This window comes from Paeniglutamicibacter antarcticus (assembly GCF_039544305.1).
GTDB classification, from domain to species: Bacteria; Actinomycetota; Actinomycetes; order Actinomycetales; family Micrococcaceae; genus Paeniglutamicibacter; species Paeniglutamicibacter antarcticus_C.
In genome coordinates this window covers 210,375-224,303 of sequence record NZ_BAABLK010000027.1, presented here as the reverse complement: position 1 = coordinate 224,303, position 13,929 = coordinate 210,375, and the positions used below count along the sequence as shown (strand labels likewise).

At 64.2% G+C, this 13,929-nt stretch carries 15 protein-coding genes; 2 read left to right on the top strand and 13 right to left on the bottom strand.

Annotated features, from left to right (window positions below; all coding sequences use genetic code 11):
• Positions 1–3: 3 nt before the first annotated feature.
• From ABEA12_RS08880 to ABEA12_RS08825, 12 genes are all read right to left on the bottom strand, one after another.
• Entirely contained in the window at positions 4–354 is a 351-nt protein-coding gene (locus tag ABEA12_RS08880) for a hypothetical protein (protein WP_210101518.1), read from the bottom strand.
• Between the two features lie 153 nt (positions 355–507).
• Positions 508–1,899 (bottom strand): DNA primase family protein, encoded by a 1,392-nt coding sequence (locus tag ABEA12_RS08875; RefSeq protein ID WP_210101519.1) that lies wholly within the window; start codon positions 1,897–1,899, stop codon positions 508–510.
• Positions 1,899–2,159, bottom strand: coding sequence for a hypothetical protein (locus ABEA12_RS08870; protein WP_210101520.1), 261 nt, complete (start codon positions 2,157–2,159; stop codon positions 1,899–1,901). Before ABEA12_RS08870 ends, ABEA12_RS08875 begins: the two co-directional genes overlap by 1 nt.
• Positions 2,156–2,449: a hypothetical protein gene (locus tag ABEA12_RS08865; RefSeq protein WP_210101521.1), complete on the bottom strand. Its 294-nt coding sequence runs from the start codon at positions 2,447–2,449 to the stop codon at positions 2,156–2,158. Before ABEA12_RS08865 ends, ABEA12_RS08870 begins: the two co-directional genes overlap by 4 nt.
• A gap of 118 nt (positions 2,450–2,567) precedes the next feature.
• A complete protein-coding gene (locus ABEA12_RS08860; RefSeq protein ID WP_210101522.1) occupies positions 2,568–2,774 on the bottom strand; it encodes an O-methyltransferase in 207 nt (68 codons plus the stop codon).
• A 173-nt stretch (positions 2,775–2,947) separates the two neighbouring features.
• Complete coding sequence (locus ABEA12_RS08855) at positions 2,948–3,400, bottom strand: hypothetical protein (RefSeq protein WP_210101523.1); 453 nt, start codon at positions 3,398–3,400, stop codon at positions 2,948–2,950.
• Between the two features lie 139 nt (positions 3,401–3,539).
• Entirely contained in the window at positions 3,540–4,886 is a 1,347-nt protein-coding gene (locus ABEA12_RS08850; RefSeq protein WP_210101524.1) for a recombinase family protein, read from the bottom strand.
• Positions 4,887–4,903: 17 nt separating this feature from the next.
• Positions 4,904–6,283 (bottom strand): M50 family metallopeptidase, encoded by a 1,380-nt coding sequence (locus tag ABEA12_RS08845; RefSeq protein ID WP_345467693.1) that lies wholly within the window; start codon positions 6,281–6,283, stop codon positions 4,904–4,906.
• The gene (gene dxr / locus ABEA12_RS08840; protein WP_210102620.1) at positions 6,280–7,455 is read right to left on the bottom strand and encodes a 1-deoxy-D-xylulose-5-phosphate reductoisomerase; all 1,176 of its coding nucleotides are present in this window, start codon (positions 7,453–7,455) and stop codon (positions 6,280–6,282) included. Before dxr ends, ABEA12_RS08845 begins: the two co-directional genes overlap by 4 nt.
• Before the next feature lie 221 nt (positions 7,456–7,676).
• Positions 7,677–9,311 (bottom strand): tripartite tricarboxylate transporter permease, encoded by a 1,635-nt coding sequence (locus tag ABEA12_RS08835; RefSeq protein ID WP_425571761.1) that lies wholly within the window; start codon positions 9,309–9,311, stop codon positions 7,677–7,679.
• A gap of 15 nt (positions 9,312–9,326) precedes the next feature.
• Positions 9,327–9,830 (bottom strand): tripartite tricarboxylate transporter TctB family protein, encoded by a 504-nt coding sequence (locus ABEA12_RS08830; protein WP_210101525.1) that lies wholly within the window; start codon positions 9,828–9,830, stop codon positions 9,327–9,329.
• A complete protein-coding gene (locus ABEA12_RS08825) occupies positions 9,827–10,831 on the bottom strand; it encodes a Bug family tripartite tricarboxylate transporter substrate binding protein (protein WP_210101526.1) in 1,005 nt (334 codons plus the stop codon). The genes ABEA12_RS08830 and ABEA12_RS08825 overlap by 4 nt, the downstream gene beginning before the upstream one ends.
• 260 nt (positions 10,832–11,091) lie before the next feature.
• Here ABEA12_RS08825 and ABEA12_RS08820 point away from each other — a divergent pair, with 260 nt between their 5' ends.
• Positions 11,092–12,666, top strand: a complete 1,575-nt coding sequence (locus ABEA12_RS08820; RefSeq protein ID WP_210102622.1) for a sensor histidine kinase — start codon at positions 11,092–11,094, stop codon at positions 12,664–12,666.
• Positions 12,663–13,343 (top strand): response regulator, encoded by a 681-nt coding sequence (locus ABEA12_RS08815; RefSeq protein WP_210101527.1) that lies wholly within the window; start codon positions 12,663–12,665, stop codon positions 13,341–13,343. The genes ABEA12_RS08820 and ABEA12_RS08815 overlap by 4 nt, the downstream gene beginning before the upstream one ends.
• Here ABEA12_RS08815 and ABEA12_RS08810 read toward each other — a convergent pair.
• Complete coding sequence (locus ABEA12_RS08810; protein ID WP_210101528.1) at positions 13,340–13,870, bottom strand: MaoC family dehydratase; 531 nt, start codon at positions 13,868–13,870, stop codon at positions 13,340–13,342. The genes ABEA12_RS08815 and ABEA12_RS08810 overlap by 4 nt on opposite strands.
• Positions 13,871–13,929 lie beyond the last annotated feature (59 nt).

The following is a 13,929-nucleotide window of genomic DNA, read 5'->3' as shown; positions in this document are numbered from 1 at the left end:
GGTTCAGAGCTCCTGGGGGTTGATGATGCGGGCGCGCAGGGCGGCCAGCTGGGCTTTGTGGGTTGCGGCGTGGTGCTGGTGGTAGAAGACGCGTTCGTTGAGGTCGTGCACGTCTGGCATCGGGTGTGTGTCGAGGCCGGCGCTCCTGCCTGCTGCTAGCACAACGTCGTTGATGTGTAGGTTGAGGGCGGTCGCGATGCCTTGGAGGGTGTTCACGCTGGGGAATGCTGTGCCGGTCGCGGTGGCCAGGGCTTGGAGTGAAGCGGCCTTGACCTGCCCGTCGGATGCTTCGGCAAGGTTGGCATATGAGCGCTTGCCCTTGTGGGCTTGGATCAGCTCTTGGAGGTTGTTCACGGGGCGGTTCCTTCGGTGTGAGTTTGTCCAGTGGGGGCGCTGGGGGTAGATGGGGTAGACGTTTGCACTAGTCCCCTACATTCGATTCCCCCGAGAGTCGATGCAAAAGAGTGCCCCCTGCTGCCCCCTCGTGCCCCCATTTCAGCGTTTCGCCTAGTCAGTATTGGGTTCATCATTTTTGAGTCCTGCCCCCTTCCAGTGGAGGGTTCCGCGTATCTTTGCCTCTCCGATGCCGGGAAGGGCTGCAACACGGGGCACAAGGGCCCGGGGCGTGAGCTGTTCCGCTCCGTTGTCTCGTGCCCATTCGAGGTATGCATGATGCAGGTCCGACCGGCTCACGCGGGCGTTCGGGTTCATCACGCATTCGTCGGCCATGAATTGTTGGACGGTGTCATTCTCGGCGCGGTAAGCATCGGTGCGGGCGAGTACCTGGGCAGGCGCATTTAGCCCTTCCCGGTGGTATGCCCAAAGGCCGGCTACTGCCCAGTCAAGGATGGAGTCAGCGGCTAGCTGTAGGTCATCCTCGAGGCGGGTGTCTTCCTTGCCCTCGAAAGAGACATCGAACGGGACCACGCGCATTCGTGCCCAAACGGCCTTCGCGGTGGGGTCCACGTTGGGCAGTTCATTGGTGAGCATGAAGAACGAATGGGATGGTTTGAATTCAATCCGGTCTTGGCCCATGAACTTTGCTGAAATGGTGTCTCCACCTGTGAGCGTTTTCATGGTGGATTCTGCCAGCTCCGAGCCCTTCTCAAGTTCGGACATGACAGCGAATCGTGAACCGCGCAGGACCATTTGAGCGGACAACTCCCCGGCGGATTTGTGCCCCTTGTATTTCCCCGAGACAAGCATGTCGTTTGAGGCGGTGACGGCGTAGTCCCCGAGCATGTTTGCCACGGCGTTGGCAAGCACAGATTTCCCGTTTCGTCCTGTGCCGGTCGCTATGACAAGTACGTGATCAATGACTTTCCCAATGAGTGCGGACCCCGTGAACCGTTGCAAGAATTCCTGAACCGCGACGTCTGGCAACGATGAGTTGAGGAAGTCGACCCATCGGGCACTGTCGATGCCTGGCGTGTAGCTGGCATTGCATATTTTCGTGATCTGGTCGGCCGGGTCGTGTGGTCGCAATTCGAGTTTGTGAAGGTCGAGGGTGCCGTTTTGGCAGTTCAGTAGGTACGGGTCTACGTCAACTTCGGCGGCGAATAGTCGGCGTGAAGCGAGATCTAGGACGCTGTTTGATCCTGCCCCGGTGTTAGCGGCGCGCAGGTCGGCCGCTAGGTCTTTGTCTGTCATCCCTTCTGCGGCCCAGCAGACTTTTATAAGTTCGGTCAGTGTCTTGTGTGCCTGTACCTTGTGGAGGTCAGCGGCCCAGCGGGCACCGTCCCAGTAGTGCCAGCCGGTGCCGTGGACATAGAGCGCGGTTGATTCTGCATACTGGGCGAACCGGGCGGCAATGCGCTGGTGTGAGCGTAGCCCGCTGTCTTGCCACTGGATTGGGGCGGCGTCGTAGGTGTCGGCTTGGAAGTAGTCGGGAATGGTCATTAGTGGGCACCTCCGGCGCTTTGGGCGCGGTGCTGCGCCACGTCTACCCATTCGGCTGCATTCTTGGCCGCGGCCCGCTGGTGGGCCTCTTGTGCGTCCATGGCATAGAAGATGCGGGCGGCGTGCTCGGCTTCGGTTTCGGCGCTGCGGTCGGCCGCGTTGAAGCCTTGAATGTAGCCGGCTTCGATGCCCATGAAGTAGATGCGCGACGCGGTGCGATTCTTGCAGATGAAGTCTGTCAGCTCTTGATCTGTCGTCATTCGGCCTCACCTACTGGCATGAGTCGGCACAGTACTAAGTGGGCCTCGAGCCCTTCGGTGGTGGCACGATCAAGGGCGCGTTGGGCGCTGGGAAGGTTCCAGTAGGTGCGGCGTCGGTAGCGGCGGGGCACGTGATCGCCGCGGACCTGAACCACGGCTACATAGACCCCTGCGATTAGGCCGGTGGGGTCGATACCTTCGCATGTGTCGGGTAGAGTTGGGTCATCGTGTGATGCTGTTGCAGGGCCCTGGTTCGCCGCCGGGGCCTCTTGCTTTTTGTGGTCGCTCATTAGGAACGCTCACCGCCGATGAATAGCGTGGATACGCGGTCTACTTGAGCTTGCGTGAGCGGTGGCCAGGACGCAGCAACCTTGGCAATGTGCGCGGCGAGGGCTTCGGCGGGCGCGCTCATGCGGCACTTCCCTGCAAGAGGGTGGAAAGCTGTTTGAGCTGCTCGGCGTCGAGCTTGGGGCCCGTGTTGAGTGCGACGCGGATCTGATCGGTTAGGCGCGCAGCTTTGAGGTTGCGGCGTGCTTCGATCAGGTCGGGGTCATTGTCAGCCCGTGAGCGTGAAAGCGCTCCAACTTTGGCTTTGAAATGGTTTACAGCGGACATGGTGGACGGTCTCCTACTAAGGAAACAGTCCGCTGAAACTGTGGCTTTTCGCCGTACTCACGGTGTTGTACATATCCGGGCCGTGAGCCCCGCTCGAATCACATGCTTGTGATTCACCTCTAAACTATCAGTGCGTCGCGATAGTTGCAACGTGGCCATGACGCATGAATCCCCTACTCAAGTACGATGGACTTTTTCCCGGTGGCCAGGGCCGCCACGTAGCGCAACAATAGGCTGTCAGCCTTGAGCACGATGTTCCGCTTGGGATTCTTCACCCGGCACACTGGGCATTGGATGGTCACGCGCTCGAGGTCGGCAATGACGTTGCCTGGCGAGTTGTCGAGGTGTGCAGTCGGTCGGCTGTCGGTAGTCAAGTTTGCGCCGGCTGCTCCCGGCAGGATTTCAAAGTTCACGTTCGGCTCTGTGCCCTCGAGCCCGTGCGTGCGGATCTTCACCGCCATGATGTCGTGCCTCTTGGAGCACTTCAACATCACGGGGCGCAGCGCGGCGGGGTCTCCCAGCTCCGGGCGCTCTGTCTTGATGCGTTCCCAAAGGTCATAGGTCGCCGTGAGAATTTCTAGGCGGTGCGACGACTGGTCGTAGTCTTCCGGGTCTATCTCGGTCACGATGTTTTCCTGTCTCAAATACGGTGGTGTGGTGCGACGTGATCCGGCTCCGGGCGGTCCGCGTCGATTCAAGGGTTCCCGGTCGCATAAACGTGTCTCGTTATCGGAAGTCCAAGACGCCGGGATTATGCGACACTGCTCATTGCCTGGGGACTACCTGCACCGCCTCCGGTTCCGGGCGGGCGCGGTTCTTCACCGGGTGCACCGTCACCACTGCCAGTGCGTCGATGATGGAACGCTGGCGAGGGATTGACAGTTTCCCCCACTTCTCCCGAACGTCCCCGGCGCCGGCCAATGGTGCGAGGATACCCGCGGCCCCACGCCTGGCCATGGCCTTCTCAATCTGGGCGAGGTTCCCCTGTATCCGCTCGGTGGCCGTACGCAGCTGGGATGCCGTGAGGTCGCCGTCTGCAAACTCCGTGGCCAGTGAGTCGAGGCGGTGGCGCAGCGTGTCTGCATCCTTTGTCAGCTGGCTATACTTTGGTGCGCTCTTGTCTGCTGTGAGATCCGGCAATGGTGTTGCGTCGAGGATTGCAAGGACCGTTTCGGTGACCTGGTACTCGAGGGCATCGGCAGCCCGGGCAACGTGCTTGCCAGATGTGCACGCGTAGGTCCGCTTCTTCCCGGGAAGGTATGCAGTCACCATGCCTTGCCCACATATCCCGCATTTGGCTACGCCGGTGAGCAGGTACTTCCGGGCCCCTCCCCCGCCGGCGTTCGTGCTGGTGCGTTCCAAGGCCACGCGGTAGGTCTCTTCGGTGACGATGGGGTCCCACTGGCCCTTGCCCACTATCTCGCCCTTGTAGTGGCTTAGACCGGCGTTACGCGGGGCCCGCAAGAGATTGCGGACGGTGGTTTGATTCCATGGTTTCCCAGTGGTGGAGAGTTGGCCACGCTCGTTGAGTCCCCGAGCAATGGCGTGCTGTGAGACGCCCGCTATCAGGTCGTCGTACATGCCGCGCACGTTCTCCACCTCGAGGGGAACGTGTGCCATGGTGACGTGCTCGAAACCGTACGGCCGATGGGGGCCCCATTGCTTGCCCTGCTGGGCGCGTTGCAGTCCCGCGGCGCGCTGTCGGTCAGATTTCGTTTTCATTTCACCGCGGGCAATGTTGGCCAAGATCCCGGCAATGGTCTGCCCGGACCCGGTGCTTAGGTCAATATCGCCGTCTGCGGTGGCCAGGTTCACGCCGTGCTTTTCGTGCAGCTCTATCCACTGCTCTATCTCGATTGGACGGCGGGTGAGGCGGTCAATCTTCCATGACACAACTACGTCGATGCCTCCGGCTTTCACGTCTTCGATCATGCGATCGTAGGCCGGCCGCTGCACTTTCTTTGTGGCTGAAATGCTGTTGTCTACGTACTCTTTGACGACTTCCCAGCCCTTGTATTCCGCATGTCGGCGGCATATTTCGCGCTGTCGTTCGACCCCGAGACCTTCGCCGGTGGTGTCTTTGGAGATACGCAGGTAAATGGCAGCTTTCATGCACCCATCATACTAGGTCAGTTTGACAAGGTGACAGGCTTGACGATGTCCGCATAGACCAGCACCGCACCCATGACCAGCATTCCGGCGAAAACCACATAGGTCAGCGGCAGCATCTTGGCGATGTCCACCGGCCCCGGATCGGCGCGGTGGAAGATCTTGGCGAAGAGACGGCGTATTGATTCGTAGAGTGCACCGATGATGTGCCCGCCATCCAAGGGAAGCAGCGGGATCAGGTTGAAGACGAACAGGGCGATGTTCAGCCCGCCGACCAGCGAAACCAGCGAGGCGGCCTTGTCCACCACACCGATCTGCTCCATCGCGCTGATCTCCCCGGCAATGCGGCCCACGCCCACCACGGAGATCGGCCCGTTGGGATCACGCGGGGCGTCGGTGAAGGCGGCCTTGCCCACGGCGGCTACGCGGGCCGGCAGGTCGATGACCACCTTGGCGACCCCGGTGAGCTGTTGGCCCACCGCGGGGAGGACAGCGGATACAGGCTGGGAAATGTTGCTCACCTTCGAGCCCATGCCGATGAACCCGACGTCCTGGGTCTTGGTGGCCCCGGAGGAATCGGTGATCAGCTGGCCCGCCTCGTTGACCATCGGTCGCTCGGTCTTATACGGGGTGATGGTGGTGGAGTGCGCGACGCCCTCGCGCTCGTAGTCAAGGGCCACGGATTCCCCGGCGTGGGAACGGATCGAGGCGGTCAACGCTGCCCAGTCGGTTTCGCCCACCGGCGCGCCGTCGAAGGAGGTGATCACGTCCCCGGGACGCAGCCCCGCGGCGTAGGCCGGACCGGCAACATCCGAGGGAAGGCAGCCGTCGTTCACCGAGGAATCGCGGTTGGCCTCCTGGCCCAGGGGCACTACGCACTTGTAAACATCGGCCACGGTGCTGGTCTGGGTAGGAAGGCCGAACCCGACGGTGACGATGCCGATCATCACGATGCCGATGAGCAGGTTCATGATCGGTCCGCCGAGCATGATGATGATCCGCTTGTGGACTGGCAGCTTGTAGAACAGCCGGTTGTCATCGCCATCCTGCAACTGCTCGGCGGCCATGTGCCTGGCCTCGTCAGCCATCTGCTGGAACATGCCGGTGGAGGACTTGCGCAACACCGGGGCGTCGGTGGCGCCCACCGCCCCCTTGTTCTTCGCCGGTGGGTACATCCCGATCATGGAGATGTAGCCGCCCAGCGGGATCGCCTTGAAACCGTATTCGGTGTCCCCTCGCTTGAAGGACCACAAGGTCTTGCCGAAGCCGATCATGTATTGCGGAACGCGCACGCCGAAGGCCTTGGCCGGAACCAAGTGGCCGACCTCGTGCAGGCCGATGGATACGCCGACGGCGATCACCATGATCAGCACCCCGAGGATGAAAAGAAGGATGCTCACAGTGTTTCCAAACGTTTGGCGGCGGCGTTTCGTGCCCAGGTCTCGGCGGCCAGCACCGTATCCAGATCCAGGGTGGCGGTGTCCGGGGTGTATTTCTGCAGGATCGCCTCGATCGTCTCGACGATGTCGGTGAATCGGATGGAGCCGGCGTGGAATGCGCTCACGGCTTCCTCGTTCACCGCGTTGTACACGGCCATGTGGGTGGGCGAGGCCATCGCTGCTTCCTTGGCCAGCTCGATCGCCGGGAAGGCATCGGTGTCCAGTGGTTCGAAGGTCCAAGACGCGGCGGCGCTCCAGTCGCAGGGTGCCGCGGCTCCGGGGACCCGGTGCGGCCACCCCATGCCCAGGGCGATGGGAAGGGCCATGTCCGGCGGTGAGGCCTGGGCGATGGTGGACCCGTCGATGAACTCGACCATCGAGTGCACCACCGACTGGGGATGCACCACCGCTTCGATGCGCTCCAGCGGGATGCCGAAGAGCAAGTGGGCCTCGATGACTTCCAGCGCCTTGTTGACCATCGTCGCCGAGTTGGTGGTCACCACCTTGCCCATCGCCCAGGTGGGGTGGGCCAATGCCTGGGCCGGGGTGGCATCGGCCAATGCCTGCCGGCTCCAACCACGGAAGGGACCTCCCGAGGCGGTGACGATCAGCTTGTGCACTTCCTCCGGGGCACCGGCACGCAGCGCCTGGGCCAAGGCCGAATGCTCGGAGTCCACCGGGACCAGTTGCCCCGGTGCGGCGGCTGCCTTGACCAGTTCCCCGCCGACGATCAAGGACTCCTTGTTGGCCAGTGCCAGCAGGTGTCCGGCATCCAACGCGGCCAGGGTGGGGGCGAGCCCGATGGATCCGGTGATGCCGTTGAGCACCACGTCGGTGGCCGAAAACGTGGCGATGTCCGTGGCGGCTGCGGGACCGGCGAACAGTGCCGGGGAATAGCCGCGTACCCCGGCCAACTCGCAGGCTTCGTCGATGGCTGCGCAAAGCGCGTCGAGATCGGGGTGCGCGCAGCCCACGGCGGCCGCGCGCGTGGAGACGGCTTGGCTGGCCAGCAGCCCGAGGTTGTGCCCGCCGGAAAGGGCGGCGACCGTGAAGCGCTCCGGCGCCGCGGCGATGACATCCAGGGCCTGTGTGCCGATGGATCCGGTGGAGCCGATCAGCGTGATCCGCCGGATGGACCCGGGGGTTGGCGGAACGAAGACCGTGGGCTTTCTCGAGGCGGGGTGCGGGGTCGAAGGCTGCGCGATGTTCACCTGACCATTATGTCCGCTCTTGCTGTGCCAACCCAATGAGCCGATATGAGGCCCCCCGCGAGGCGGGTTCGGGTTAAGCCGGTGCGGCCCGTGTTTTCCTGCACCAAGGCAGTCAAACACGGGCCGCGGTGGGTTGCGGCTTCCTAGAGGTGCGGCGGCCCCTGGCCAGGCGCGGATCCGGGCTCCCCTTCGGACTTGTGGCCCGGCCGGGCGCTGTCGCCGGAAACGTGGTGCCCGGCGACGGACTTTTCGGGTGTCCCCTCCATGAAGTCGGACTCGACGAACGACTCGAATCCGGTGGCCGTCTTGGGGAACAGGCCGCGAAGCAGCTTTGCGGCCAAGGGCCAGAGCAGGACCAACGCAATGATCGCGTACACGACGACGGCGATCGGCTCGCTGAACAGACCCGCGGGGTCCCCCGCGCTGAGCTGCATGGATTTGCGCAGCTGTGACTCGGCCCTGGGGCCAAGGATCACCCCGATGATCAGCGGCAACACCGGGATCCCGAAGCGGCGCATCGCGAAGCCAAGCAACCCCAGCAGAAGCAACAGCACCAAATCGAAGGCCTGCAGGTTCACCGCATAGCCGCCCAAGGTGGCGAAGAACAGGATCCCGGCATACAGGTAGGGCCGCGGAAGCTGCAGCAGCTTGGCCCACAACGGCGCTAGGGGCAGGTTGATCAGCAGCAACAACGTGTTGCCGATGAAGAGGCTGGCGATCAGCGCCCACACCAGCTTCGGCTCGTCCTCGAAGAGCAGCGGGCCGGGCTGGATGCCGAACTGCATGAAGGCCGCCAGCATGACCGCGGCCGTGGCGTTGGTCGGCAGTCCCAGGGCCAGCATCGGGGTCAGGGTGCCGGCGGCGGAGGCATTGTTCGCTGCCTCGGGGCCGGCGACCCCCTCGATGGCGCCGTGGCCGAACTCCTCCGGATGTTTAGACAGGCGCTTTTCGGTGACGTAGGACAGGAACGTGGGTATCTCCGCGCCGCCGGCCGGCAGTGCACCGAAGGGGAACCCGAGCGCGGTTCCGCGCAGCCACGGCTTCCAGGAGCGCTTCCAGTCCGACTTGCCCATCCACGGGCGTCCGACGGGAATGGTGTGGCTGCGGGTCTTGCGCAGGTGCGCGGCGACCCACAGTGCCTCGCCGACGGCGAAGATCGCCACGGCAACCACCACGATGTCCAGCCCGTCGGCAAGCAACGGCTGTGAAAAGAGCAGCCTGCCCTGCCCGGTGACCGGGTCCATGCCCACCAGCCCGATCGCCAGTCCCAGTCCCAGCGCGGCGAAGCCACGCAACTTCGAGGATCCCAGGACCGCCGTCACCGCGATCAGTGCCAGCAACATGATCGCCAGGTAGCTCGGGGCACCGAGGCTCACGGCGAACTTCACCACCCAGGGGGCGATGGTGGCCAGCAGTGCGGTGCCGATGGTCCCGGCGACGAAGGACCCGATGGCGGCCGTTGCCAGCGCCTGGGCGGCGCGTCCGGCCTTGGCCATCTTGTGTCCCTCGATGGCGGTGATGACCGTCGAGGATTCCCCGGGGGTATTGAGCAGGATGGAGGTTGTCGAGCCTCCGTACATGCCCCCGTAGTAGATCCCGGCGAACATGATCATCGCCCCGGTGGGTTCCATCCCGTAGGTCACCGGCAGCAGCAAGGCCACCGTCATCGCGGGCCCGATGCCCGGAAGGACGCCGACCGCGGTGCCCAGCAGCACCCCGATCAGGGCGAAGAGCAGGTTCATGGGGGTGGCCGCGGTGGCGAACCCCTGCATGAGCATATTGAGCGTATCCACTTACAGCACTCCCTCAAGCAGGCCGGCGGGCAGGTGGATGCCCAGGCCCAGGTAGAACCCGTAGAAGGTGCCCACGGCCATCGCGACCGAAATCAGCCCGTCACGGACGTAGTTTCGCCCACCCAGCGCCCAGACGCTACCCCAGAAGAGGAACGTTCCGGAAATGACCCAGCCGAGCGTGTCGATGAAGATGATGTTGATGATGAAGACCAGTCCGAGCGGCACCACGACTTTCCAGTCGATGGGGGTGCCGGGTTCGATGTCTTCCCCGTCGTCGGCCTGGGCCGCTCCGCCGCGGGTGACATTGACCGCGAGCATCACCGCGCACAGCAGCAGCAGCGCCGCCACGATGTAGGGAACGGTCTTGGGACCCAGCCCGTCGGACTGCTGGAAGGGCACCTCCAGGCCCAGCGCGTCGATGAGCACAATGACCCCGACCGCCCCGAGGAGGGCCGCGAAGCCCAGCTCGGAGCGGCCTCGCAGCCAGAGGGCTACTGGTTTCATGCCAGGCCCAGTTTGGTCAGAACCTCGGCAACGCGGGTGTCCTGGTCGGTGAGGAAGGTGGTGAATTCATCGCCGGTGATGAAGGCATCGGTCCAGCCGTTGTCGGCGAGCGCCTTCTTCCATTGTTCGGTGCCGTGCATCTGCTCGAGCATGGAGATCCAGCGGGCCTTTGCCTCGTCGCTGATCTCCGGCGGGGCCACCAGCCCGCGCCAGTTGCTGAATTCCAGGTCGATGTTCGATTCCTTCAGGGTCGGTGCATCCACGCCTTCGAGGCGTTCGGCACCGGAGGTCGCCAGGACGCGGACGTCGCCGGATTCGATCTGCTTGAGGAACTCCCCGGCACCGGATGCGGCGAAGCCGAGCTTGTTGCCCAGGATCGCCGGCAGCAGGTCACCGCCGCCGTCGTAGGAAACGTAGTTGACCTTGGTCGGGTCGATGCCCACGCTCTGTGCCAGCTGCATCGGCAGCAGGTGGTCCGGTCCGCCCGGGGATGAGCCGCCGCCGACGGCGACCTTGGAGGGGTCCTTCTTCCACGCCGCGACAAGATCGTCAATGGTCTTGTACGGGGAGTCCTTGGAAACCATGATGGCCCCGGGCTCCTGGATCAGCCGTGCGATCGGCGTGGTGTCGGTGAGCTTGGCGTCGGTGTCGTTGGTGTAGCTGGCGCCGACCACGCCAAGGCCCATGAGCATGGCCAAGTCGTCATTGCCCTTTTCATTGACGATCCGGGCCAGTCCCACGGTGCCCCCGGCACCGGAGAGGTTGAAGACCTCCAGCGACTTGGCGATGTCGGTTTCCTCCATGACCTTTGCCGAGACGCGGGCGGTCGTGTCGTAGCCGCCGCCGGGGCTGTTGGGAACCATGATGCGCAATCCGGAGACCGGGCCGGACTCCGCGGCACCGGAGGACGCCGAATCGGTGCTGGTCACACCGCATCCGGTGGCGGCCAGCATCAGGCCCGCGGCCACTGCCGCAAGCCGAATGAATTTTGTGGGTGCCATGATGGTTCCTATCTCGAAGAAGCGAATGAGTGATGCGCTCCACACTAGGGTGCGCTTTTCGCGTCCCGATCCTTGTGTTCGCAAAGAAAGTTGTGTTCATTGTGTTCATGCTCACATTGAACGAAAACGCCCGCCTTGGGTAGAGTTCCCCCCGTCCGGCACATGAGCCGGGGGCGAATCGCGCTCCGCACCACCGGGCATCGAAAGGACCGCACGTGTCCAGGCATTCCATTGGCCCACGCATCGCCCGCACCAGTAAACTGACCCTCGCCGGGCAGTTCCTGGCGCTGCAATTGCTGATCCTGCTGGCAGTGATGGCGGGGGTCCTTGCCATGTCCTTGGCGCAGTCCACGCAGACCTTTGAACGGGTCGAATCCCGGCGGGCGCTTTCCGCCGCGGAGAACCTCGCATCCATCCCGCTGGTCAGGGCGCTGCTGCCCGATGCGAGCCCGCGGTTCGGTGCGGCGCTCCCTGCCATCGCCGAGTCAGTCCGCGCGGTTTCCGGCAGCGACACCGCGTTGTTGGCCAACGCCGCGGGCATCGTCATCACCTCCTCGGACCCGTCCATGCTCGGCGAGCGGTTCCCGCTGGGTGAATCCACCGTCATGCACGGCCGCGCCTGGACCGGAGCGACCGAACGCGACGGCCGGGAGATGCTCGATGCCCACGTCCCGGTCCTTGATGACAACGGAAAGCTGGTGGGAATGGCCTTGGTGGGCCGCACCTACCCCTCGATGGTGGAACGCCTGCTGGAGGCGACGCCCAACCTCATGGTCTACCTCGGGATTTCGGTGGCCCTGGGGACCGTGGGCTCGTTGCTGCTCTCCCGCCGGGTCAAGCGCCAGACCCTGGGACTGGAACCGGGGGAAATCACCGGGTTGGTTGAACACCGCGATGCGATCCTCCACGGAGTCAAGGAAGGGGTGGTGGCCATAGACCTGCGAGAACGCATCACCCTGGTCAACGACGCGGCACGCCGACTGCTGGGCTGGCCCCAGGACTGCGAGGGCCGCACCCTGTCCGACCTGTCCATCGAACCCGCGCTGCGCGAGGTGCTGACCCAGAAGCAACAGGACACCGACCGGTTGGTGCTGGTCGGCGAGCGCCTGGTGGTGCTCAACAGCCGGCCCATGGAATCGCGCGGGCGCCTGGTGGGCTCGGTGACCACGCTGCGGGACCGCACCGAGCTATCGACCTTGGAAAAAGAGCTCGGGGCGACGCGGATGACCACCGACACCTTGCGCGCCCAGACCCACGAATTCGCCAACCAGCTGCACACGATCTCCGGGTTGATCCAGCTGGGAGAATACGACGAGGTGGTCTCCTACGTGGACGGAGTCAGCTTCAGCCGCACCCGTTTGCTCGATGACGTGACAACCCGGATCGAGGATCCCGCGCTGGCGGCACTGCTGATAGCCAAGTCCTCGCTCGCCTCCGAGCGCGGGGTCGGCCTCGAGATGGACCCGGCAACATTGGTCGGCCGGATCGACGAGGCGCTCTCCCGGGATCTGGCCACGGTGCTGGGCAACCTGGTGGACAATGCCATCGATGCGGTCGCCGGAACCCCCGGTGCCAGCGTGGGCATCGCGCTCTGGGAGGACGCGGATACGGTCTCGGTGCGGGTGCGGGACTCCGGAACGGGTGTGGACCCGCACGACATCGGGAACATTTTCCTCCAGGGCTACAGCACCAAGGCCTCCTCCTCCGTCGCCGGACGCGGCTTCGGCCTGGCATTGACCCGCCTGGTGTGCATGCGCCGGGGCGGGGACGTGGATGTGGCCAATGACGACGGGGCGGTCTTCACCGCCCGCCTCGGGAAGAGCGTGAAGGCATGATCAAGGTACTGATCGTCGACGACGATTTCATGGTCGCACGGATACATTCGGGGTTCGTGGCGCAAATGCCCGGATTCGAGGTTTCGGGGGTCGCGCGCACCGGGGCGCAGGCCCTCATCGAAGCCCGTCGCATCCTGCCGGATCTGGTATTGCTGGACATCCACCTGCCCGACATCTCCGGGCTGGACCTGCTTGGCCAGTTGCGCAGCGCGGTACCCGACCTGGATGTCCTGGTGATCAGTGCCGCCCGCGAGTCCGAGACGGTGCGCAGGGCGCTGCGCGGAGGCATCGTGCATTACCTCATGAAGCCCTTCACCCAGGAGGACCTGCACCAGCGCCTGGAACACTACAGGCGCACGTACCGCTCCCTGGAGTCCGTGGACACTGCCGATCAATCCGACGTGGACGCGGTCTTCGGCCTCGCCGGAACGGAGAAGCCGCTGCCCAAGGGCTGCGGGCCAGAGACGATGGAACGGGTGCAGGTGGCCCTGCGTTCGGCCGGGGGCGACCTGTCGGCTTTCGAGGTGGGCCAGATGCTCGGCCTGTCCAGGGTCAGTGCTCGACGCTACCTGGAGTACCTCAATGACATCGGGCGAGCACGAGTGGAGCTTCGCTATGGCAGCGGGCGACCGGAGCGTCGCTACAGCTGGCGGGGCCTGGGCCCGGGGCCGGCTTAGACCCAGTCGTCGGTGCCGTAGCTGGCGTCGTGGTGCTTCTGGTGCGCTTCGCGGGTGAACATCAGGCACACCCGGGTCGCTTCCGCCACGGTGATGCCGTCCTGGTTCTTGCCCACGTGGGCAAAGGTCGCCACCCCGAGCCCCGGACGGGAATTCGAGGGGCGCAGGTCCACGATGCGGGTTTGGGTGTAGAGCGTGTCGCCCGGGAACAGGGGGTGCGGGAAGCCGACGTCGGTCAGGCCCAGCTGGCCCATCAACGTTCCCTGGGTCAGCTGGGAGACCGATTGCCCGACCATGGTGGCCAGGGTGAACATCGAGTTCATCACCCGGCGGCCGAAGGGCTGTGTCGCGGCGAATGCCGCATCCAGGTGCAGCGCCTGGGTGTTCATGCTCAGCGTGGTGAACAGGACGTTGTCCGCCTCGGTCATGGTGCGCCCGGGCGAGTGGATGTAGACCGCCCCGGCATCTAGTTCATCGAAGTACAGACCACGTTGGTGGACCTCATGTACGTCCTCGTTCTCCGCCATGGTTCTCACGCATCCTTTTCTGTTCGTGTCGATGAGTCTTGTCCTGGGGGCCGCACACT